This window comes from Flavobacterium algoritolerans, from assembly GCF_030010385.1.
Taxonomy (GTDB): Bacteria; Bacteroidota; Bacteroidia; order Flavobacteriales; family Flavobacteriaceae; genus Flavobacterium; species Flavobacterium algoritolerans.
Genome location: NZ_JASCRZ010000003.1, coordinates 53565 through 77091 on the forward strand (window position 1 = coordinate 53565; position 23527 = coordinate 77091).

General features: G+C 34.5%; 17 protein-coding genes, 3 tRNA genes and 2 pseudogenes. 14 read left to right on the plus strand and 8 right to left on the minus strand.

All coding sequences use genetic code 11. From position 1 onward, the window contains the following. Nucleotides 1–29 precede the first annotated feature (29 nt). The 3 genes and pseudogenes from QLS65_RS08070 to QLS65_RS16190 form a co-directional block, all read left to right on the plus strand. The gene (locus QLS65_RS08070; protein WP_282716566.1) at nucleotides 30–314 is read left to right on the plus strand and encodes a hypothetical protein; all 285 of its coding nucleotides are present in this window, start codon (nucleotides 30–32) and stop codon (nucleotides 312–314) included. A gap of 12 nt (nucleotides 315–326) precedes the next feature. Continuing rightward, a complete protein-coding gene (locus QLS65_RS08075; protein ID WP_282716568.1) occupies nucleotides 327–575 on the plus strand; it encodes a hypothetical protein in 249 nt (82 codons plus the stop codon). A 35-nt stretch (nucleotides 576–610) separates the two neighbouring features. Further along, a pseudogene (locus tag QLS65_RS16190) lies at nucleotides 611–1393 on the plus strand (recombinase family protein); the annotation flags it as partial. 730 nt (nucleotides 1394–2123) lie between these two features. Here QLS65_RS16190 and QLS65_RS08080 read toward each other — a convergent pair. The 3 genes from QLS65_RS08080 to QLS65_RS08090 form a co-directional block, all read right to left on the minus strand. Continuing rightward, nucleotides 2124–2197, minus strand: a tRNA-Arg gene (locus QLS65_RS08080). A 65-nt stretch (nucleotides 2198–2262) separates the two neighbouring features. Next, nucleotides 2263–2337 (minus strand) — tRNA-Pro (locus QLS65_RS08085). A gap of 17 nt (nucleotides 2338–2354) precedes the next feature. Next, nucleotides 2355–2438 (minus strand) — tRNA-Ser (locus QLS65_RS08090). A 231-nt stretch (nucleotides 2439–2669) separates the two neighbouring features. Here QLS65_RS08090 and QLS65_RS08095 point away from each other — a divergent pair. Together QLS65_RS08095 and QLS65_RS08100 are read left to right on the plus strand one after the other, a co-directional pair. Next, on the plus strand, nucleotides 2670–3848 hold the full coding sequence (locus tag QLS65_RS08095; protein ID WP_121341927.1) for an acetyl-CoA C-acyltransferase: 1179 nt from the start codon (nucleotides 2670–2672) through the stop codon (nucleotides 3846–3848). A 72-nt stretch (nucleotides 3849–3920) separates the two neighbouring features. Beyond that, nucleotides 3921–4682 (plus strand): C40 family peptidase, encoded by a 762-nt coding sequence (locus tag QLS65_RS08100; protein WP_121341925.1) that lies wholly within the window; start codon nucleotides 3921–3923, stop codon nucleotides 4680–4682. Nucleotides 4683–4732: 50 nt separating this feature from the next. On the opposite strand, the gene QLS65_RS08105 is transcribed toward QLS65_RS08100, so the two are convergent. Next, nucleotides 4733–6001, minus strand: a complete 1269-nt coding sequence (locus QLS65_RS08105) for a tetratricopeptide repeat protein (protein WP_099715685.1) — start codon at nucleotides 5999–6001, stop codon at nucleotides 4733–4735. Between the two features lie 48 nt (nucleotides 6002–6049). Beyond that, a complete protein-coding gene (gene gyrA / locus QLS65_RS08110) occupies nucleotides 6050–8671 on the minus strand; it encodes a DNA gyrase subunit A (RefSeq protein WP_282716571.1) in 2622 nt (873 codons plus the stop codon). 256 nt (nucleotides 8672–8927) lie between these two features. Here gyrA and QLS65_RS08115 point away from each other — a divergent pair, with 256 nt between their 5' ends. From QLS65_RS08115 to QLS65_RS08150, 8 genes and pseudogenes are all read left to right on the plus strand, one after another. After that, on the plus strand, nucleotides 8928–11474 hold the full coding sequence (locus tag QLS65_RS08115) for an ATP-dependent Clp protease ATP-binding subunit (RefSeq protein ID WP_099715687.1): 2547 nt from the start codon (nucleotides 8928–8930) through the stop codon (nucleotides 11472–11474). 139 nt (nucleotides 11475–11613) lie between these two features. Beyond that, the gene (gene rimK, locus QLS65_RS08120) at nucleotides 11614–12984 is read left to right on the plus strand and encodes a 30S ribosomal protein S6--L-glutamate ligase (protein WP_099715688.1); all 1371 of its coding nucleotides are present in this window, start codon (nucleotides 11614–11616) and stop codon (nucleotides 12982–12984) included. Nucleotides 12985–13031: 47 nt separating this feature from the next. Further along, the gene (locus QLS65_RS08125) at nucleotides 13032–13547 is read left to right on the plus strand and encodes a DUF421 domain-containing protein (protein ID WP_282716574.1); all 516 of its coding nucleotides are present in this window, start codon (nucleotides 13032–13034) and stop codon (nucleotides 13545–13547) included. Nucleotides 13548–13620: 73 nt separating this feature from the next. Beyond that, the gene (locus QLS65_RS08130) at nucleotides 13621–14214 is read left to right on the plus strand and encodes a Crp/Fnr family transcriptional regulator (RefSeq protein ID WP_282716580.1); all 594 of its coding nucleotides are present in this window, start codon (nucleotides 13621–13623) and stop codon (nucleotides 14212–14214) included. 88 nt (nucleotides 14215–14302) lie between these two features. Next, nucleotides 14303–15181, plus strand: coding sequence for a pirin family protein (locus QLS65_RS08135; RefSeq protein ID WP_282716585.1), 879 nt, complete (start codon nucleotides 14303–14305; stop codon nucleotides 15179–15181). Between the two features lie 33 nt (nucleotides 15182–15214). Continuing rightward, a complete protein-coding gene (locus QLS65_RS08140) occupies nucleotides 15215–16099 on the plus strand; it encodes a pirin family protein (RefSeq protein ID WP_282716587.1) in 885 nt (294 codons plus the stop codon). 1 nt (nucleotide 16100) lies between these two features. Further along, nucleotides 16101–16493 carry an OsmC family protein gene (locus QLS65_RS08145; protein ID WP_282716589.1) on the plus strand — a complete coding sequence of 131 codons (393 nt, stop codon included), beginning with the start codon at nucleotides 16101–16103 and terminating at the stop codon, nucleotides 16491–16493. Nucleotides 16494–16499: 6 nt separating this feature from the next. Further along, a pseudogene (locus QLS65_RS08150) lies at nucleotides 16500–16781 on the plus strand (GNAT family N-acetyltransferase). Nucleotides 16782–16852: 71 nt separating this feature from the next. Here QLS65_RS08150 and QLS65_RS08155 read toward each other — a convergent pair. The 3 genes from QLS65_RS08155 to hutH are packed head-to-tail and all read right to left on the minus strand — an operon-like array spanning nucleotide 16853 to nucleotide 20375. After that, nucleotides 16853–18136: an inorganic phosphate transporter gene (locus QLS65_RS08155; RefSeq protein WP_282712815.1), complete on the minus strand. Its 1284-nt coding sequence runs from the start codon at nucleotides 18134–18136 to the stop codon at nucleotides 16853–16855. 30 nt (nucleotides 18137–18166) lie between these two features. Further along, nucleotides 18167–18811: a DUF47 domain-containing protein gene (locus QLS65_RS08160; RefSeq protein WP_282712816.1), complete on the minus strand. Its 645-nt coding sequence runs from the start codon at nucleotides 18809–18811 to the stop codon at nucleotides 18167–18169. A gap of 49 nt (nucleotides 18812–18860) precedes the next feature. Beyond that, a complete protein-coding gene (gene hutH, locus QLS65_RS08165) occupies nucleotides 18861–20375 on the minus strand; it encodes a histidine ammonia-lyase (RefSeq protein WP_282716591.1) in 1515 nt (504 codons plus the stop codon). Between the two features lie 633 nt (nucleotides 20376–21008). On the opposite strand from hutH, the gene thrA reads away from it, so the two are divergent. Further along, complete coding sequence (gene thrA, locus QLS65_RS08170; protein ID WP_282716593.1) at nucleotides 21009–23456, plus strand: bifunctional aspartate kinase/homoserine dehydrogenase I; 2448 nt, start codon at nucleotides 21009–21011, stop codon at nucleotides 23454–23456. Nucleotides 23457–23527: the final 71 nt, after the last annotated feature.

Consider the following 23527-nt stretch of genomic DNA (forward strand, 5'->3'; position numbering starts at 1 on the left):
TCTGCTTAAAATTAATAAACTAGCACTTAATGGAAACACTAAAACCTTTATCCGATTTCTTTAAGGCGATAAAGAAAGATTGCCGTATTAGCATCACGCATATTGGTATCTATGCTGCATTGCTTCAATTCAGGGCGGATAGAGGCTTTATTAATCCAATTCAGTTATACAGTTATGAAATTATGGAAATAGCAATGATTTCTTCTCCAAAAACATACCATAAATGTATGCATGAACTAAATGAGTATGGCTATATTAAGTATGTGCCAACCCGAAACAGAAACCAAAGGAGCGCGATTTATTTCTATATATAAGCAATTGAATCAATGAAAGTAAAAATCAGTAAAGCCCGTTCGCGGGCTTTTGCTATCAAAAGAAGGAGGTGCATGATGAGTGAAGAAGATATTGGTAGAATAACACCACAAAAGGCGATGGTATTATTAAGAAAAGATGGTATTGATATAGATGTAGAACAAGCCAAAATCATTTTGAATTTTCTATACGAAATATCTGAAATAGTGGTTGATACATATTTAGATCAACAAAAAAAAGTATATTTACCAACACACAAGTGACGAGTAAATAAGCTTAACTAATCAATCTAAAAATCATGAAAATTGCAGATTTATATATCCGGGTAAGTACAGATGAACAGGCAGAGAAAGGATATTCGCAACGCGATCAAGAAGAACGTTTACGCAAATATTGTGAATCGAATTCGCTTCAGGTACGTAATGTGATTACTGAAGATCATTCGGCAAAAACATTTAACCGTCCATCATGGAAAAAACTATTGATAGAACTTCGTACTCGCAGAGGACAATCAGATTTAGTACTTTTCACAAAATGGGACAGATTTAGTCGAAATGCAGGAGATTCTTATCAAATGATAAATACTCTCAGAAATTTAGGTGTAGAACCTCAGGCTGTAGAACAGCCTTTAGATCTATCTATTCCCGAAAATAAAATGATGCTTGCCTTTTACCTTGCAGCTCCAGAAGTAGAAAATGACCGACGATCTATGAATATATTTAACGGAATGCGTAGGGCTAAAAAAGAAGGACGTGTTATGGGAAGAGCCCCTTTAGGATATAAAAATAAAATTAATGAAGAGGGGAAAAAAAGTATCGCTATTAAAGAAGATGAAGCGACTATTATGCGATGGGTATTTGAAGAACTGGCAAAGGGTCAAATAAATACACAACAAATTTGGAGATTAGCTAATGCAAAAGGCTTAAATTCTTATAAAAATAGTTTTTGGATTGCGCTAAGAAATCCTATCTACTATGGAAAGGTATTCATTCCTAAATATAAGGATGAAGAAAGTTACTTAGCTCAAGGACAACATGAGCCACTAATACCAGAATCCTTATTTTATGAAGTTCAAGATGTACTTGATGGTCGTACGAAAAAGAAAAGAACTACTGTTACAGTAGATCCAGAGATTCCGTTAAGAGGTTATCTAATATGTCCGAAATGTGGAAGATTACTAACAGGAAGTGCCTCTAAGGGACGATACAAATATTACTACTATTATCATTGTACTTTAGGGTGCACATTTCGTGAAAAAGCCCCTATAGTAAATGAAAGAATTGCAGAAGAAATACAAAAATATGTTAGACCACTACCTTTTCTAGAGTTATATAAACAAGCAATAACATCTGTATTTCAAAATAAAACTAAATACCTGCGAAGCGATAGTAATCAATTGACAAAAGAACTTGAAGAGACAAATATAAGATTGACCAAAGCAAGAAATTTATTAATTGCAGGTGATTTAGATGCAGATGATTATCGCAAAATAAAAATTGAGACCAGTGAAAGAATAAACAGACTTGAATCGATGCTAACCACCAAAAATAGTAACGTTACTAATGTGGGACCTCTTTTAAATAAGGCTATAAGCCAAATTTCACAACTTGGGAAATTATATGAAGAGGGATCTGCTACCAGTAAAAGAAAGATAATTGGTTCGATATTTCCTGAAAAACTCACTTTTGAAAATAATCAAGTTCGAACCACTAGAATCAATGAAGGACTAAGACTTATGTTGTTGCTATACAAGGATTTAGACAGTAAAAAAAAAGGGACAAATCAGCAAAAATCTGATTTGTCCCAGTATGTGAAGGCAGAAGGATTCGAACCTTCGACCGCCTGCTTAGAAGGCAGGTGCTCTATCCAGCTGAGCTATGCCTCCATTTATTATTTTGACCTCCTGCTTAGAAGGCAGGTGCTCTGTAGTAATAAACAGAGTAAAATTAGTCGGGGTGGCAGGATTCGAACCTGCGGCCTCCTGCTCCCAAAGCAGGCGCGATAACCGAGCTACGCTACACCCCGAAAAGCAAATTAAAAAGCGGAGGGACAGGGACTCGAACCCTGGCACCGATTACTCGATGACAGTTTAGCAAACTGCTCCATTACCACTCTGGCACCCCTCCAAGCTCAAAGAAACGTGTCCTGTTTTGCGGTTGCAAATTTAAGACATCTTTACGTTTCTCACAACTATTTATGACCTTTTTTTTAATATTTTTTATCATTTTTACAAAAACACTTCACAATCAAATATATAGAATAGAAATTAATTTAAAAAAAGATAATGGCAAAATCAAAATTTGAAATTGTTTAAAAAAGATTAAATTTGCTACATAAACCAACATTATAAAAAAGTCATGAACAAAAGAGTTGTTATCGTTTCTGCCGTTAGGACACCTATCGGAAGTTTTATGGGGGGATTATCTACAGTTACTGCTCCAAAATTAGGAGCAATTGCTATTAAAGGTGCTTTAGATAAAATAAAGTTAGATCCAAATTTAATTGATGAAGTATTCATGGGCAATGTAGTTCAAGCCGGTGTAGGACAAGCTCCCGCAAGACAAGCTGCACTATTTGCCGGTTTACCAGATTCAGTTGCCTGCACCACAATAAATAAAGTATGTGCTTCAGGAATGAAAGCAGTTATGTTAGGCGCACAAGCTATTCAATGCGGTGATGCCGAAATTGTAGTTGCCGGTGGAATGGAAAACATGAGTTTGATTCCACATTATATGAATTTAAGAAATGGAACTAAATTTGGCCCTGCAACCATGATTGACGGAATGCAGAAAGACGGGCTTACTGATGCTTATGATAACAGCGCTATGGGAGTGTGTGCTGACTTATGTGCTTCAGAATATAATATTACAAGAGAAGATCAAGATAACTACGCAATTCAATCGTATGAGCGTAGTGCAAAAGCATGGGATTCAGGAAAATTTGATAATGAAGTTGTTCCGGTTCCGGTTCCACAAAGAAAAGGAGATCCTATCATCGTTTCTAAAGATGAAGAATTCACGAACGTGAAATTAGATAAAATACCATCATTGAATGCCGTTTTCACAAAAGATGGAACTGTAACTGCAGCTAATGCATCAACAATAAACGATGGAGCGGCAGCAGTAATATTAATGAGTGAGGAAAAAGCAATCGCTTTAGGGCTAAAACCTTTGGCTTACATCAACGGATATGCTGATGCCGCTCAAGAACCTAAATGGTTTACTACAAGTCCTGCAAAAGCAATTCCTAAAGCATTGGAAAAAGCTGGAATAACGATTAATGATGTAGATTATTTTGAATTTAATGAAGCATTTGCCGTTGTAGGTTTGGCCAATTCACAAATTCTTGGATTAGAAGACAACAAAGTAAATGTAAATGGTGGTGCTGTATCTTTAGGACATCCTCTTGGTTGTTCAGGAGTTAGAATCATTGTTACGTTATTAAATGTTTTAGAACAGAACAATGCTAAAATTGGTGCTGCAGCAATTTGTAATGGCGGTGGCGGTGCTTCAGCAATTGTTATTGAAAGAGCTTAAATAATTATAGATTAAGAGTTATAGGTTTTTCAAGTCTATAACTCTTAATTCTTAACTCATAAAAGAACCTAAATGTTCGGAATTTGTAATCTAGCCATAATCCCACTTCGCTTTGAACCCAGTGACAGAAGCGAAATCGTTTCTCAAGTTTTATTTGGTGAACATTTTGAAATTTTAGAGCAATTGAGACAATGGTCCAAAATCAGAATGCAATATGATGATTACGAAGGTTGGATAGATTCTAAACAATTACAACTGATTTCCGAAGCCAGTTTTAATCAACTATCTTCTGAAGCTATCATTTTAAATGCTGATTTAATAGAATATATTACCGCACCAAATAATTTATTGATACCCATTCCGCTTGGTTCCTCTTTATCTTTTATACATCATAATGAGATAAATATTTCGAATTTTGATTTTGAAGGAACTAAAACCAGTGGAGAAAAAAGCAAAGAGAGCTTAATAAATACTGCTTTTATGTATTTGAATGCTCCTTACCTTTGGGGAGGAAAAACTCCTTTTGGTATTGATTGCTCGGGTTTTACCCAAATGGTATACAAACTCAACGGATACAAATTATTGCGAGATGCCTCTCAACAATCAACACAAGGAGAAGCATTAAGTTTTATCGAAGAAAGCGAACCTGGAGACTTAGCATTTTTTGATAATGAAGAAGGCAACATTATTCATGTAGGAATTATAATGGCCGATAATTACATCATTCACGCCAGTGGAAAAGTACGAATTGATCGCATAGATCATTTAGGAATATTTAATGCTGAGACAAATAAGCATACTCACAAATTAAGAGTCATCAAAAAAATAGTATAAAAAAAAAGCCTGTCTAAAATTAGACAGGCTTTTTTATTTGAAAAATTATTTTACATTTTAGCTTTTAACGCTTTGTATTCTGCAGTCATTTCTAATGCACTGTAAACACCTAAAAGAGTTTTAGAAACATCTGTATTTTTAGGATCTAGTTCAACCGCTTTTTCAAGATAAGGAATTGTTCCTTTAAAAAGCTCTTCTCTTTTCTTTTTCAATTCATCATAACGCTTCATATCCTTAGTAGACGTTCCAAGCTTGTTCATTTCGTCAATGATCGCTTTCTCATTTTCTAATTTCAAAGCAGCCAAATTAATATACCCATTAATATATTTTGGGTTAATTTCTATAACTCTCTTGTAATATTTTTCAGCATCTGCAACATTTTTAGCATTTGCACTTAATACTCCCAAGTTAAAAATCAAATCAGCATCATTTGGATTTTTTTCCAATACTTCAGCGATTAATTTTTTGTACATATCGAAATCTTTTGTTTCCAAATAAAGATTAGCTTCTGTTAAAGTCAATGAAGTATCTTCAGGGTTTGCTATTCTCGCTTCAGAGATTGCTTTTTTAGCTTCTTCAGTTTTACCTTTTTCAACTAAAATCAAAGCCATGTTTTTATATATCTCACCTCTTTTTGAAGGAATAACTTCAGTTCTTGGCTTTTCATGCGTTCCTAACTTCACCATTCTGTCTCTTTCTTGAAGTGTCGTAAAAAAGTCTTCTTGACTAGTTAATTTGTTAACTGCAAAATAGCTGGTTCCTTTTCCTGAATAATTTAAATTTTTCAAATCATCATACAACTTAAGCGCTGCATCATAATCTTTAGCGTTTACATACGTAGAAGCTGCGTAATATAAATTGATGGTGTCTTTTTTATCTAACAAATAAGCGTCATATAATTTTTTAGCACTATCAGCATGCTTATCCACTTTTGAATCAGCAATTGCACCGTTAATCAATTTGAATTTAATATCAGTAATTGAAGCTGCAGCTTGAGTTGAAAATTTTACTTTCCCAGAAGTTTTCTCAGCAGCAATTAAATCTTGGTATGCTTTTGCTGCAAGCGAAAGATTGGTATTAGTATCAACATTCTTGTTGGCTAAATCTAATAAAGAATTCCCTTTTACAAAGAAAAATTGTGCTTTTTCAGCATCTGGAGCATTCACTACTAAATATTCAGCTTCATTCAAGATCGTTACTGCTTCTTGAGACTTACCAGCTTTCAACGCTTTTTCTGCGGCTTTAATTTGATCTTTTTGAGCAAAAGTAGCTACTGATATCAATAATGCTGATGCTAGTAATACATATTTACTTTTCATAATATTCTATTTTTGTTTAATAATTATTCTTGGTTTTCTAATTTTTATTTATGCTTCGTCATCTTCGTCGTCACCTTCAGCCTCGTCTTCAACTTCTTCTTCTTCAGAATCGTCTTCGTCGTCATCCTCTTCCGTACCTTCGTCTTCAAGAACTTCTAAAACTGGTTTAACTCTTTCAATGGCTTCCGTTTCGATAACATTACCTTCTTCATCTACTACCACTTCAGCCACATCGTCTTTCATAACTTTTGTAACTGCGGCAATCGAATCGTTTCCTTTGATGTTAATCAACTTCACTCCTTGCGTAGCACGTCCCATAACTCTCAAATCTTCAACAGCCATTCTGATAGTCAATCCTGATTTGTTGATAATCATTAAATCATCAGCATCAGTAACGGCGTTTATCGAAATCAGTTTTCCTGTTTTCTCAGTAATATTTAAAGTTTTAACTCCTTTACCACCACGGTTTGTGATTCTATACTCATCTAGGCTTGAACGTTTTCCATAACCATTTTCAGCAACAACTAGAATTTCGCTGTTCATGTCATTTACAGTAACCATGCCAATTACTTCGTCAGTATCATCTTTAAGCGTTATTCCACGAACTCCAGAAGCTGTTCTTCCCATAGGACGGGTTTTTGTTTCTTCGAAACGAACTAATTTACCGGATTTCACAGCCAAAATAATTTGACTTTCTCCGTTAGTTAATTTCGCTTCCAATAATTCATCGCCTTCTTTAATAGTAATTGCAGCAACACCATTAACTCTAGGTTTAGAATATTTCTCTAAAGATGTTTTCTTAACCTGACCTTTTTTGGTTACCATAATAAGGTTATGGCTATTGATATAATCCTTGTCTTTTAAATCTTGAGTACAGATAAACGCTTTTACTTTATCGTCGCTTTCAATATTTACCAAGTTTTGGATTGCTCTACCTTTAGCTGTTTTACTACCTTCCGGTATTTCATAAACACGCATCCAGAAACATTTTCCTTTTTGGGTAAAGAACATCATGTATTGGTGATTTGTTGCCACAAACATGTGCTCTAAGAAATCTTGATCTCTTGTTCCAGCACTTTTTTGTCCAACTCCTCCTCTATTCTGAGTTTTGTATTCCGTAAGATTAGTACGTTTAATGTAACCTGCATGAGAAATTGTAATTACTACATTTTCATCGGCAATTAAATCCTCAATACTTACATCACCACCTGAATATTCAATTACAGAACGACGCTCATCTCCGTATTTATCACGAATTTCCGTTAGTTCCTCTTTAATCAAAGCAATTCTTAAGTTTACATCCGCTAATAAAGCTTTCAAATGCTCGATTAACTTCATGATTTCTTCGTATTCAGTTCTTAATTTATCTTGCTCAAGACCAGTTAATTGTCGCAAACGCATTTCTACAATGGCACGAGATTGAATATCTGATAAATTGAACCTTTCGATTAATTTCTCTCTTGCTTCTTCCGTACTTTTTGAAGCTTTGATTAAAGCAATCACTTCATCAATATTATCCGAAGCGATAATCAGCCCTTCTAATATATGCGCTCTTGCTTCCGCTTTTTTCAATTCAAATTGCGTTCTACGAATCACTACATCATGACGGTGTTCGATAAAATAATGAATCAAATCTTTCAGATTCAACATTTGTGGACGTCCTTTTACAATTGCGATATTGTTTACACTAAAAGAAGATTGTAACTGCGTAAATTTATAAAGTGTATTTAAAACTACGTTTGGTGTCGCATCACGTTTTAAAATATAAACGATACGCATCCCATTTCTATCTGACTCATCACGGATATTCGCAATTCCATCAATTTTTTTATCATTAACCAAATCAGCCGTACGTTTGATCATATCAGCTTTATTGACTTGATAAGGTATTTCGGTAACGATAATACATTCTCTGCCATCCACTTCTTCAAAACCAACTTTAGCACGCATTACAATACGTCCTCTACCGGTTTTGAATGCTTCACGAACGCCTTCATATCCATATATTATACCTCCGGTAGGAAAATCCGGGGCTTTAATATGATTCATCAACTCATCAACTTCAATATCATTATTATCCATGAAAGCCAACGTACCGTTGATTACCTCAGTTAAGTTGTGAGGTGGCATATTAGTAGCCATACCTACTGCGATTCCTGTTGCCCCATTAATTAATAAGGTAGGAACACGAGTTGGCATAACTGTTGGTTCTTCTAATGTATCATCAAAATTTAATTTAAAATCAACTGTTTCTTTATCGATATCTGCCAAAATTTCTTCCGAAATCTTCCGCATTCTAGCCTCCGTATAACGCATAGCTGCAGGACTATCGCCATCTACAGAACCAAAGTTACCTTGGCCATCAATCAATAAATAACGCATACTCCATTCTTGTGCCATACGAACCATCGCATCATAAACAGATGTATCTCCGTGTGGGTGGTATTTTCCAAGAACTTCCCCGACAATTCTTGCTGATTTTTTATGGGCAGATCTGGAGTTAACTCCTAAATCATGCATTCCAAATAATACTCTTCGATGTACTGGTTTCAAGCCATCTCTAACATCTGGAAGCGCTCTTGATACAATTACTGACATCGAATAATCGATGTAAGCTGATTTCATTTCATCTTCTATGTTAATAGGAATTAACTTTTCTCCTTCAGACATAAGTTGTTATATTAAAAAATTATATTAGTTTCAAAACGTGCCAATATACGCCTTTTTGAAATTTTTAGACCTATTTCACACTAGTTATTTCAATGATTTATTAACAAATTTTACTGCCGTTTTAGTTAATAAATTAAGTGAATTTTAACTTTAATATTATTTTTATTTTTGTCTATTAGCTGACACCACTTCTTATAGGAATGGTTTTTGTTTTTCAATTACTAATTCACTAAATTTACGATATCAAATATATATTATGGATGATAATTTTTCACCAAGAGTAAAAGACGTTATTACTTACAGCAAAGAAGAAGCTTTGCGACTAGGTCATGACTTTATAGGAACTGAGCACTTAATGCTGGGTATCTTAAGAGACGGTAACGGAAAAGCAATTCAAATATTGAACAACCTATCTGTTGATTTGGACCACTTACGCAGAAAAGTAGAGATCTTAAGTCCTGCAAGTCCAAGCCTGGAAGTAAATGTTGAAAAGAAAAACTTACACTTGACACGCCAAGCAGAACGCGCATTGAAAACCACTTTTCTTGAAGCAAAAGTTTTTCAAAGCTCGTCTATCAGCACAGCACATTTATTGTTGTGTATTTTAAGAAATGAAAACGATCCAACAACCAAGCTATTGAATAAATTAAAAATTGATTATGACATAGCTAAAGAACAATATCTAAACATGACTCCAAACGAAGAAGATTTTATAGAAAATTTGCCACGAAACGAATCATATAATGACGATTCAGGACAAGATGACAGTCTAAAAGAAGGAACTTTCAACAATCCAGCCAATAAATCAAATAAAAAATCTAAAACACCAGTTTTAGATAATTTTGGAAGGGATTTAACTGAAATGGCCGAAGAAGGAAAACTAGATCCTGTTGTGGGACGTGAAAAAGAAATCGAACGTGTTTCGCAAATTTTGAGCCGTCGTAAAAAGAACAATCCATTGCTTATAGGAGAACCTGGAGTGGGGAAATCAGCTATTGCCGAAGGTTTAGCGTTGCGAATTATTCAGAAAAAAGTATCGCGTACTTTATTCAATAAACGTGTCGTTACTTTAGATTTAGCTAGTCTTGTTGCAGGTACAAAATACCGCGGACAGTTTGAAGAGCGCATGAAAGCAGTGATGAATGAGTTAGAAAAAAATGACGATATCATTCTTTTCATAGATGAAATTCACACTATTGTAGGTGCTGGTGGCGCAACTGGTTCACTGGATGCTTCTAATATGTTCAAACCAGCATTAGCTCGTGGAGAGATTCAATGTATTGGTGCAACAACATTAGACGAATACAGACAATATATAGAAAAAGACGGCGCATTAGAAAGACGTTTTCAAAAGATAATTGTGGAACCTACATCAGTTTCTGAAACAATTACCATTTTGAATAACATCAAAAACAAATACGAAGACCATCATAATGTTACCTACACACAAGAAGCAATCGAGGCGTGTGTAAAACTAACAGATAGATATATGTCTGAACGTTTTTTACCGGACAAAGCCATTGATGCATTAGATGAAGCAGGTTCTAGAGTTCACATTACCAATATTGAAGTTCCAAAACAAATTTTAGACTTGGAACGTCAATTAGAAGATGTACGTGAATTGAAGAATGTTGTAGTTAAAAAACAAAAATACGAAGAGGCTGCTAAACTTCGTGATGACGAAAAACGTATCGAAAAAGACTTAGCTATTGCCCAAGAACAATGGGAAGAAGATGCTAAGAATAACCGAATTGAAGTTACTGAAGACAATGTGGCTGATGTAGTTTCTATGATGAGTGGAATACCTGTTAACCGTATTGCACAGACTGAAAGTAACAAACTAGCTAAACTTCCAGAACTAATTGAAGGTAAGGTAATTGGACAAAGAGAAGCAGTAATGAAAATTGCTCGTTCCATCCAAAGAAATCGTGCCGGATTAAAAGATCCGAATCGTCCAATTGGTTCTTTTATTTTCTTAGGGCAAACTGGCGTAGGTAAAACCCAATTAGCCAAAGTATTGGCTAAAGAATTATTCGATTCTGAAGATGCGTTGATTCGTATTGACATGAGTGAATACATGGAAAAATTTGCAATCTCCCGTTTAGTTGGAGCGCCTCCGGGATATGTAGGATACGAAGAAGGTGGTCAATTGACAGAGAAAGTAAGGAGAAAACCATATTGTGTTGTATTATTGGATGAGATAGAAAAAGCGCATCCTGATGTTTTCAATATGTTATTGCAAGTTTTAGATGATGGTTATTTGACAGACAGTTTAGGTCGAAAAATTGATTTCAAGAACACTATAATTATCATGACTTCCAATGTTGGAGCCAGACAATTAAAAGATTTTGGACAAGGTGTTGGTTTTGGAACTGCTGCCAAAGTGGCTCAGGCTGACGATAATTCAAAAAGCATCATCGAAAATGCATTGAAAAAAACTTTTGCTCCTGAATTCCTTAATAGAATTGACGATGTAATTGTTTTCAATGCTTTAGAAAAACATGATATCGATTTAATTATCGAAATCGAATTGAAAAAATTATTTGCTCGTGTTGCTGAATTAGGATATCAATTGAATCTTTCTGACAGAGCAAAAGCATTTATAGCAGAGAAAGGTTTTGATAAACAATTTGGCGCTAGACCATTAAAAAGAGCCATTCAAAAGTATGTTGAAGATGCCCTTGCAGAAGAAATCATCACTTCGAAAATTACTTCAGGAGATGAGATTTTTATGGATATTGAAGATGGCTCACAAGAGTTAACAGTGCAAATTCATAAAGCTGGGGAACCTACAAATCCTTAAATTTAGCGAACAATTATAGCAAAATAAACCCGTTACGTTTTTATAACATAACGGGTTTATTCTTTACAGTAAACATACTTTTTTTGAAAACAAATATTTACATTTGGTCTTTATAAAAAAGGTTAAACAAAATTAATTTATGTCAGATAACAAAGTTATTTTAGGTAGTGAAGAATGGTGTTCTTTTCCAGAATTAGGAATTCCTACTATTAAAGCCCGAGTAGATTCGGGAGCGAAAACATCCGCTTTACATGCTATAAACATTGCTCCATTTATCAAAAATGAAAGCAACTGGGTAAAATTTGACATCAACCCGATACAAAATAATCTAAAAACGGTGATTCATTGTGAAGCACCATTGATCGATAAACGCATCGTTAAAAGTTCCAGTGGTTTTAGAGAACAACGCTATGTTATTCAAACAAATCTTCAAATAGGGAGTTCAAAATGGCCTATTGAAATGACATTGACCAATAGGGATTCAATGGGATTCCGAATGCTTTTAGGTAGAGAAGCCATGAGCGGAAGAGTTCTTGTTGATCCGGAACAGAAATATCTTTTGGGACAACCTACTTCTGACATCTTAAAAGAATTATATAAAAATTCTGAGAAAGCGAGCTCTGGTTTACGCATAGGACTTTTAGCCAGTAATCCTGAATTGTACAGCAACAAGCGTATTATGGAAGCAGGAGAAATGCGTGGTCACGAAATGCACTTTCTGAATATCAAGGAATGTTACATGAAACTGGATGCAAAAACACCTGAAATTCATTATCGTGGTGGTAAAATATTAAATCAATTTGATGCTATTATACCTAGAATCAGACCAAGCATTACTTTTTACGGTTGCGCTTTGACCAGACAATTTGAAGCCTTAAAAGTATATTGCTTAAATTCATCTAACGCCATTACGCAATCGCGTGACAAATTATATTCTTTGCAATTACTGTTGAATCACGGTGTAGAAATTCCTACTACTGGTTTTGCAAATTCTCCATTGGATACCGATGATTTGATAAAAATGGTCGGAGGCTCTCCTTTAATAGTCAAATTACTAGAGGGAACACAAGGAAAAGGAGTTGTACTGGCGGAAACAAAAAAAGCTGCCGAAAGTGTTATCAATGCTTTCAAAAGCTTAAATGCAAATATATTAGTCCAAGAATTCATCAAAGAAGCCAATGGAAAAGACATTCGTTGTTTTGTAATTGACGGAAAAGTTGTTGCTGCCATTCAGCGTGAAGCGATGCCTGGTGAATTTAGAGCTAACATTCATCTTGGAGGAACTGCATCAATCATAAAAGTAACCGCAGAAGAAAAGAAAATTGCCATAAAAGCAACTAAAGCAATGGACCTGAAAGTGGCAGGTGTTGATATTATTCGTTCTTCAAAAGGGCCTTTATTATTAGAAGTAAATTCATCCCCAGGATTGGAAGGAATTGAAGGCGCTACCAACAAAGACATTGCAGGTGAAATGATAAAAGCAATTGAGAAAAATTTTAAACTGAAATAGTTTTCTGTCTGCAGATAAATTTTGAACTTTTACTTTAAACCAAAAAAATGAACGAATATCTTGATATAATTCTTCGAAGTACAGCCGTTTATTTTTTCATGGTTATTGCCTTGCGTCTTTTTGGCAAGAAAGAATTGTCTCAACTGAACACTGCCGACGTGATATTGATATTGCTCATAAGCAACTCCGTCCAAAATGCTATGGTTGGCAGCAACACCAGCCTTTATGGCGGAATAGCTGCAGCAACTATGTTGTTTACCATCAATTTTATTTTAAAGAAGTTGATGTACAGATACAAGAAGTTTGGCGATTTCATGCAGGAAAAACCCGAAATTCTAATCCATAACGGAAATCTGGATTTTAAAGCATTAAGCAAATTAAATATTTCTTCTGATGAATTAAAAGAAGCCATGCGCGAACATGGTGTCGAATATTTCAAAGATGTAAAACTGGCTATGTTAGAAATTGACGGAAATATTAGCATTATATCCGGTGACAATAATCTTAGGCAAACCCATTATAAACGCAGACGCATTCATAAAAATTTAGGAGGAATAAATTAAACCTAAACAACTCAAAAAATAATTAAAGGAGTTTAAAACAACCAAATTGCACCCATAAAGTCCTGAAACAATTATGCTCGATTCTTTCAAAATATACTTTCAATCTAAAACAAATTTAACGGACGATCAGTTTCTTTCGATTACAGATACGTTGCAATCTAAAAAAGTAGAAAAAGGAACCATTCTGCTCCATCAGGGAGATATTTGTCATCATTCTTTTTTTGTATCCAAAGGATTATTGCGTTCCTATACCATAGACGAAACCGGAAAAGAACATATCATTCAGTTTGCGGCTGAGAATTGGATTATTTCGGACAGAAGCAGTTCTTATTTCCATGAACCTTCTGAATTGTTTATTGATGCCATTGAGGATACTGAAATTGTGTTTATCGATAAAAACTTCATTAATGCCGCTGCAGAAATCAGCGTTTCTTTTCGGGAGCAGGACAATACTGCGTTACACAATCACATTCGACAACTTCAAAAACGAGTGAACTTATTATTGGGAGCAACTGCTGAACAACGCTATTTAGATTTCATAACCATTTACCCAAGTCTTACTTTGCGTATTCCACAATGGATGATTGCTTCCTATTTAGGCATTACGCCTGAAACTTTGAGCAGAGTTCGCAAGGAATTAGCTAAAAGAAATTTTAAGCCGTATTAGTTCTTCTAAAATCATTTCTTATCCTACATCAATGCATCTGATTTTAATCCATAGTAAATTTGTACTATAATTAAAATAAGACATCGCAATGAAAACAAAAAATATTGAATTAGTATTGGCTCCACCTCCACCACACATGGTAGGTGACGGATTTAGAGTACACAATTTTATCCCAAGTGGATATCATTTAGATATGAAAAGAATGAGTCCATTTATCATGATGGATTATAATTCAAAATTTTATTTTCCGCCTACAGACCAACCCAGAGGCGTAAGTGTTCATCCACACAGAGGTTTTGAAACCGTTACGATTGCTTATAAGGGAAAAGTAGCGCATCATGACAGTTCTGGAAACAGTGGCATTATTGGAGAAGGAGATGTACAATGGATGACAGCCGCTTCGGGAATTTTACACAAAGAATACCATGAAGAAGAATTTAGCAAAAATGGTGGTGATTTTCAAATGGTACAACTTTGGGTCAACCTTCCGGCAAAAGACAAAATGTCAACACCAAAATACCAAGGGATTACAAACGACCAAATCAATAAATTGGAACTTCCTGGAAAAGGTGGCGTGATTGAAGTTATAGCTGGTGAATATGAAAATTTGAAAGGTTCAGCTTCTACTTTTACACCTGTACATTTACAGAATGCCAAATTAAATAAAGGAGCAAAAGCATCTTTTCATTTTCCGGCAAATTACAACACCGGTTTATTGGTAATTGAAGGAAGCATAAAAGTGAATGACAGCGAAAATGTTCCTGTGGACCATTTTGTATTATTTGAAAATGAAGGAGAAGAATTTACCATTGAAGCTACTGAAAATGCCATCGTTTTGATTTTAAGCGGTGAACCTATCAATGAACCAATTGCAGCACACGGACCATTTGTAATGAATACCCAAGCCGAAATCATGCAAGCATTCAATGATGTGAATATGGGTAAATTCGGTTATTTAGAAGAATAATTTCCTTATTTTTATATTTTAAAATCCCTAAAAATGTCAAACATAAAACTGATAATAGAAGAACGCCCAAGCAATATTGGTAACTTTATGGTTGGGCGATTACTTCCCTTTCGAGAAAAAAGAATGGTTGGACCACTTGCATTCATCGATCACATGGGACCTACCTGCATGAGCGATTACGAAAATTTAGATGTTCCGCCACATCCACACATTGGACTTTCCACTTTGACGTATTTGTTTGAAGGAAGTATTATGCACAAAGACAGTTTGGGAACTGAAATGGAAATCAAACCTGGGCAAATCAATTGGATGACCGCTGGAAAAGGTATCGTACACTCAGAACGAACACCTGACTATTTGCGTAGTTCAAACAAAATGTTGCACGGACTTCAAATTTGGGTAGCATTGCCGAAGGAATTAGAGGAAATGGAACCTTCGTTTTTTCACGTTCCTGAAAATCAAATTCCAGAATGGAAAACGGATAATATTGCTTTTAAACTTATAGCTGGCGAAGTACTTGGCAAGAAATCACCCGTTCCAGTTTACAGTCCGCTGTATTTATTAGAACTAAAAAGCACTTCGCGTCAAACAGTGACTATAGGCGAGCATTTATTTGGCGAAAGCGCTTTGTACATTCTAGAGGGCAGTATTGAAAGTGAAGGAAATGTTTTTGGTCCAAAGCAAATTTTGATTGCCAAAGACAGTAAACTCTGCACCTTCGATATGGCAGAAAACACCACTATTTATATTTTTGGTGGAGATCCTTTTCCCGAAGAACGAATTATCTATTGGAATTTTGTTGCTTCAACCAAAGAATTGATTGAAAAAGCGAAAGAAAAATGGTTGGCACAAACCTTTGATAAAGTTCCTGGTGAAACTGAATTTGTTCCACTTCCAGAACAAAATAAAAGACAATAATATGGGTAAAATAACAGCAAGTATCGGCACTGAACTTTATAAAACAGAAATACAATCAGAAACTAATTTCATCATTTCTGATGAACCTGAAAGTAGCGGAGGAAAAGATTTAGGCTTTGCGCCAAAAGAATTACTCGCTTCTTCATTAGCAGCTTGTACCTGTATCACTTTGCGTATGTATGCCAATAGAAAAGGTTGGAATTTAACCGATGTAAAAGTTGAAGTCACTTTTAAAAGTGATTCCGTGGAAAATAAATTCAAAATAATTCGTAACATTCAATTATTCGGGGATCTAGACACTGATCAAAAAGCCCGATTAGTAAACATTGCCGATAAATGTCCGATACACAAAATTTTAAGCAACCCAATCGAAATAACAACAGTATTAAATTAGAAACACATGACAATTGAACAAATAAACGAAACAAAAAACGGCTACTTTAGAGCCGTTGATAATGACATCGAAGCCGGAAGAATGACGTATACCTGGGCAGGAACCGATAAATTTATTATTAACCACACCGAAGTAAATCCTGATTTTGCAGGATAAAGTGTAGGTAAAAAAATGGTGATGGAAGCCGTACAATATGCACGGGAAAATAATCTCAAAATTTTACCATTATGTCCTTTCGCGAAAAGCGTATTTGATAAAACGAAGGAAATACAAGATCTACTGTTTTAAAAAATTTAATTTTTAGAGCATAAAAAAACCATTCGTCAACGAATGGTTTTTTTATGATTGTTATTTTAGCATTAAATAAAAATACTAAAGATATAGTAAATGATTGCTGCTAATATTGCTGAAATTGGAATGGTTAAAACCCAAGCCCATAATAAGCTAACAGTCATTCCCCATCGTACTGCAGAAACTCTTTTAGTAAGTCCAACTCCAATGATAGATCCAGTAATAGTATGCGTTGTACTTACAGGCACTTTAAAATGCTCTGTAAAATATAATGTCAATGCTCCGGCAGTTTCTGCGGCAACACCTTCAAAGGAAGTCACTTTTGTAATTTTCGAACCCATTGTTTTCACAATTTTCCATCCTCCACTTAACGTTCCGGCTGCAATAGCAGAATAACAAGCTAAAGGAATCCAAGCCGGCATTTTAAATGCACCTTCATCATTTGGCAACACAACATCTAACCAAGCTGGTAACGATTCTTGAGCTACACCACTAGTGTGAATATAAACTGCAACCGCTGCTGCAATGATACCCATTACTTTTTGGGAGTCATTTCCACCATGTCCTAAACTAAAGGCTGCAGATGACAGTAATTGCATTTTTTTTAGCCATGCCGTAGCTTGGTTTAAATTTAAACTACTGAATATTAAACAGAATGTGCTTATTGACAAGATTATAAAAGCGACTAAAAACCATTTGATATTGTGGGATTCAAACGCAACACTCCAAAAAGGAGAATCGAAACGAGGTTTTTCAATTTGATCGTAATAAATCATTTGGCTTTCTACAAACCAAACTGTCAATATCATTAAAGAAGCGGTAAAAATCTTTGGGTAAATGCTTTTTTTAGAGGCATTAAGAAGCCATATCGACATCAAGTAAGAAATTAAAGCTCCTAACAATGGTGCCAATATAATAAAGGCAACAATGATTAAAACTCCTGAAGGCATACCACCATCTTTTCCTGCTTTATACCAAGAAACCACACCAAAACCTGCATGAGCTATTGCTGCTCCGGCAAAACCACCAATTAGGGTGTGAGAGGAACTGGAAGGAATTCCTTGCCACCAAGTAAATAAATTCCAAATAATAGCCGCTATTACACCAGCAAGTATTACAACTAAGTTGATATCCATGGTATTGGCGGTTTTAGCAACAGTATCTGCTACACCAAAACCAAAAACCCAATACGCCAAAAAGTTAAAGAATGCCGCCCAAACAACTGCTTGAAAAGGAGTTAATACTTTTGTGGCAACAACAGTCGCTATAGCATTCGCAGCATCATGAAAACCGTTGATGTAATCAAATATTAAAGCCAGGACTATAATAACTATAAGTAGAGTAAATTCCATAATTATAATTTCAGAATATAACTGATTGAATTAAGAATGTTTTACAGAAATTGATTCTAAAACACTAGCTACACTTTTACATTTATCAGCAGCCGTTTCTAAAACTGACAATACTTCTTTGTACTTGATAATGTTTTTTGCATCAGTTTCGTTTTCGAATAAATCAAGAACTGCTTTATCATAAACATTATCTGATTTATTTTCTAACTTGTTAATTCTAACGCATGCATCAGTAATATTCTTTATTTTTTTCAAATCTCTTAATTCTCTTACTGCAACATCAATGTTTTGGCAAGCTTCAAGATTGATTTCAGTCAACTTTCTGATAGATTTTGTGATTTTATCTACTTGATACAATCTCATTCTACTTGCTGCACCGTGAAGGTTATCCGCTACGTTATCAATTGAGGTAATCAATGAATGTATGTCTTCTCTATCAAATGGAGTAATAAAATTTCTACTCAACTCTAAATTTGTTTGACGAGTAATATCTTCTCCTTTTTGCTCTAAAGCATCTATTTTTTGAAAAAGAACCTCACGTTCCTTCAAAGGAAGATTTACAGCTTCGTGCAAATTTGTAGCAATTTCAATTAAATTACTAGAAGCTTCCTCAAAAAGAGGAAAGAACTTTTTGTCTTTAGGAACCAAAAATTGGAAAAAATTATTTATGTTCATTTCATTAAAATTTAGTTCGGCAAAATTACTGCATTATTTAACCTTAATGTTAAGTTAATATTAACAAATCATTTTCTATTTGAAAAGTATTTAAAAAAGAAACCGTATTCTCAATGTCATAATGCAAAATTCGGTCTTCTTTAATCAATGGAACTTCCTCTCGATATGCACTTAAAAACATTTCAATAAAATCACTGGATAACAACGGTCGTCTGTATTCAATAGCTTGCGAAGCATTCATTAGTTCGATTGCTAAAATTCGCTCTAAATTATCTAAAACACGTAACGCTTTCGTAGCAGCATTTGCTCCCATACTTACATGATCTTCTTGTCCATTACTCGAAACAATACTATCAATACTGGCAGGAGTTGCCAATTGCTTGTTTTGACTGGCAATACTGGCCGCTGTATATTGTGGAATCATCAAACCGGAATTTAATCCTGGATTATCTACTAAAAATGCAGGAAGGTTACGCAAACCAGAAATCAACTGATAGGATCTTCGTTCTGAAATACTTCCTAATTCAGCCAAGGCAATTGCCATAAAATCTAACGCTAATGCTAATGGTTGTCCATGAAAATTACCTCCAGAAATGATTTGGTCGCTTTCGATAAATATATTTGGATTATCTGTCACCGAATTGATTTCTGTTTTAAAAACTTTCTTTACATAATCAAACGCATCTTTTGATGCACCGTGGACTTGTGGTATACATCTAAAGGAATACGGATCTTGAACATGTGCTTTTACTTGTTCAATAATTTCGCTTCCTTCCAAAAATCCTTTTATACGATTTGCGGTTATAATTTGCCCTTTATGTGGTCTGATAAAATGAATCAATTCATGAAAAGGTTCTATTCTTCCATCAAAAGCTTCCAGTGAAATTGTTCCAATCAAATCTGCCAAATAAGAAAATTTACTGACTTTCATCAAAATATGCGCTCCATAAGCACTCATGAATTGGGTTCCGTTCAATAATGCCAATCCTTCTTTAGATTGCAATACAATTGGTTTCCAATCAAAATGTTTCAAAACTTCACTGGAATGGACTTTTTTCCCTTCAAAATACACATCGCCTTCACCTAATAAAGGTAACGATAAATGCGCCAAAGGAGCTAAATCTCCCGAGGCTCCAAGAGAACCTTGCGTATAAATTACAGGAAGAATATCATTATTATAAAATGCAATCAATCGTTCCACTGTTTGCAATTGAATTCCGGAGTGTCCATAACTCAACGACTGGATTTTAAGCAACAACATCAATTTTACAATTTCAGTTGGCACTTCCTCACCCGTTCCGCAAGAATGTGATTTCACTAAGTTTTCTTGTAGCTTTGATAAGTTCTCATTTGATATTTTTACATTACAAAGCGAGCCAAATCCTGTATTTATACCATAAATAGGATCTGAATGAGAAGCCATTTTTTTATCTAAATATTCCCTGCATTTTTGAATATTAACTTTGGCTTCTTCAGACAATGCCACTAATTTACCATGAGAAATAATTTCTTCTAATGTTTCAAAACTGAGTAATTGTGTACTTATATAATGTGTATTGTCCATTTTTACTTTCTAATTAAAGGGTAAAATTCAATAAATCTATATTAATAAACAACATTTATTGACGATAATTTAAAATTCAAACCTAAAACCAAACTAACCTTAAGTTTTATGCATAAAAAGTTACAAATTAATTGACTTAAAACGTGAGACATAAAGCACTAGATTTAGTATGAGTGCTACAATAAATTTCAAGAATAGTTCCTAAAGCTACTCAAAACGGCTTTATTGCAGGAATTAATTATTTCTATAAAGCTATAAAACCAATTCCAATTCATTTAATTTTTTCGATAAAAATACGAATAGCTTCAACATAGACCTTGAAAACTAAACAATGTTCAATATTCCCTTGAATGAAATTGAAATATTAAAATATTCGCAAAAACGTAATTAAAGGTTTTCATTTTTATAAAAAACTGTACTTTTGAAAAATCAAATGATAAACAACAGAACAACATATCACTCTTCGATTACAACTCAACTTTGGGTTGCTTCTTCTGTTACATTTACTACAACAACTACCCCTTAGGGGTATACATTTTACATATAATCCTATTATTATATTTTTTTTTCTAAAGAAAGAAAGTTCTTGGGTATATAAGAAACATTTGCATTTTTTACATAAAATAAACAAAAATGAAAGTATTAAAATTTGGTGGAACTTCGGTTGCCAATGCACAAAATATAAAACTGGTTTTAGATATCATTATCAATAAAGCTAAAGAAGAAAAATTAATTGTTGTAGTTTCTGCATTTAGCAAAATTACCGATTTGCTTCAACTTGCTTCTCAAAAAGCAGCAGCCGGCGACGAAAGCTTTAAAGAAATCCTTGCCGATTTAGAGAAAAAACATTTAGACGCTTTAAAAGAACTTATTCCTGTAAGCGAGCAAAGCAGCTTGTTAAGTCATATAAAAAGAATCGTCAATCATCTTGAAACTCTGTTGGATGGTTGCTATCTTTTGGGGGAATTATCTCCTAGAACTTCAGATACTATTTTAAGTTTTGGGGAATTATTGTCTTCTTATATTATTGCCGAAGCATTAAAACAAAATCTAAAAAACAGCAGTTATAAAGACAGTCGTGAACTAATAAAAACCGACAATCATTTTGGAAAAGCCACAGTAAACTTTGAAGTTTCAAATCAATTAATTGCTGAATTTTTTGATTCGAATGAAAATCAAGTGGTTGTAATGCCCGGATTTATTGCCGCATCAATGGACGGTATCAATACTACTTTAGGTCGTGGCGGTTCTGATTATACTGCCGCTATTCTCGCCGGAGCATTAAACGCAACTGACTTGGAAATTTGGACAGACGTTAACGGAATGTATACTGCCAATCCAAAAATTGTAAAACAAGCCCAACCTATCGCCTTCATTTCCTATCAGGAAGCGATGGAATTGTCTCATTTTGGTGCCAAAGTTTTATATCCGCCAACTATTCAACCCGTGTTGAGAAAGAATATTCCAATTCTTATCAAAAATACTTTCGAGCCGGAAGCCGAAGGAACTTATATTTCAAATCAGGAAATGGATCATACTAATCCTGTAAAAGGAATTAGCCATATCGATAATATCACTTTGATTACGCTTGAAGGACCAGGAATGATTGGTGTTACCGGTTCTTCCAAAAGACTTTTTGAGGTATTGTCACATGAAAATATCAATGTGATTTTCATTACGCAAGCTTCATCGGAACATTCTATTTGTATCGGAATTCTAAACTCAGATGCTGATGTGGCAGAAGATGCTATCAACCGCGCTTTTGAAGTGGAAATTTTACAAAACAAAATCGATCCTTGTATCGTTGAAAAAAACTTATGCATCATTGCTTTGGTTGGTGAAAACATGAAAAATCATCAAGGTTTAAGCGGTCGAATGTTTAGCACTTTGGGTAAAAACAACGTAAACATCAGAGCGATTGCCCAAGGTGCTTCCGAAAGAAATATTTCGGCAGTAATCAACGAAAGAGATGTGAAAAAAGCATTGAATTCGCTGCATGAAAACTTTTTCGAAGAAAATACCAAACAGTTAAACCTATTTGTAATGGGTGTTGGAAATGTGGGAGAGAAATTCATCGAACAGATTTACCAACAAAATAAATTCCTGAAAGACAATCTGAAAATAAATGTACGCGTTATTGCTTTATCTAATTCCAGAAAAATGCATTTTGACGAGGACGGAATCTCCTTAAAAAATTGGCAATCTGCTTTAGAAAATGGCGAAGAAGCAAATAAAGAAAAGTTTCTTTATACTGTAAAAGAGCTCAATTTACGCAATAGTATTTTTGTTGATATTACTGCAAACGAAAGCGTATCTAAAACGTATGAGCAGTATTTAAAACGCAATATTGCCGTAGTGACTTGTAACAAAATCGCCTGTGCATCAGAGTACGATAATTATAAAAAACTAAAAAAATTATCCCGACAGTTCAATGCTCCGTTTCTATTTGAAACCAATGTTGGAGCTGGATTACCAATCATTGATACCGTAAAAAATCTGATTGCTTCAGGAGACAAAGTGAATAAAATTCAAGCCGTTTTATCGGGAAGTTTGAACTTTATTTTTAATAATTTCAATGAAAATAACACTTTTCATGATGTCGTTAAAGAAGCTGGTGTACAAGGGTTTACAGAACCGGATCCAAAAATTGATTTGAGCGGAATTGACGTTGCCAGAAAGATATTAATTTTGATACGAGAAAGCGGTTATAAAATGGAAATTGACGAGATTGTCAATGAATCTTTCATGCCTGCAGAATGTTTGGACACTACGAATAACGAAGCTTTTTTCAAATCTTTAATAGAACACGCAGCTCATTTTGAAACTATTTATAAAGAAGCGTTGAGCAAAGATTCTCGATTGAAATACGTAGCGCAATTTGAAAACGGGAAAGCAAATGTTGGATTGCGTTTTATCCCGAAAGACCATCCTTTTTATAATCTGGAAGGAAAAGACAATATCGTATTGTTTTTCACGGACCGTTATGTAGACCAACCTTTATTGATAAAAGGAGCCGGTGCCGGAGCTGCAGTTACTGCTTCAGGAATATTTGCTGATGTGATTAGAATTGGAAACGTATAAGAAATAGTTTAAAGTTTTCTTTGTTTAAAGTTTCAAGTTCTACAACTAGCAACAACTTTAAACCTGAAACT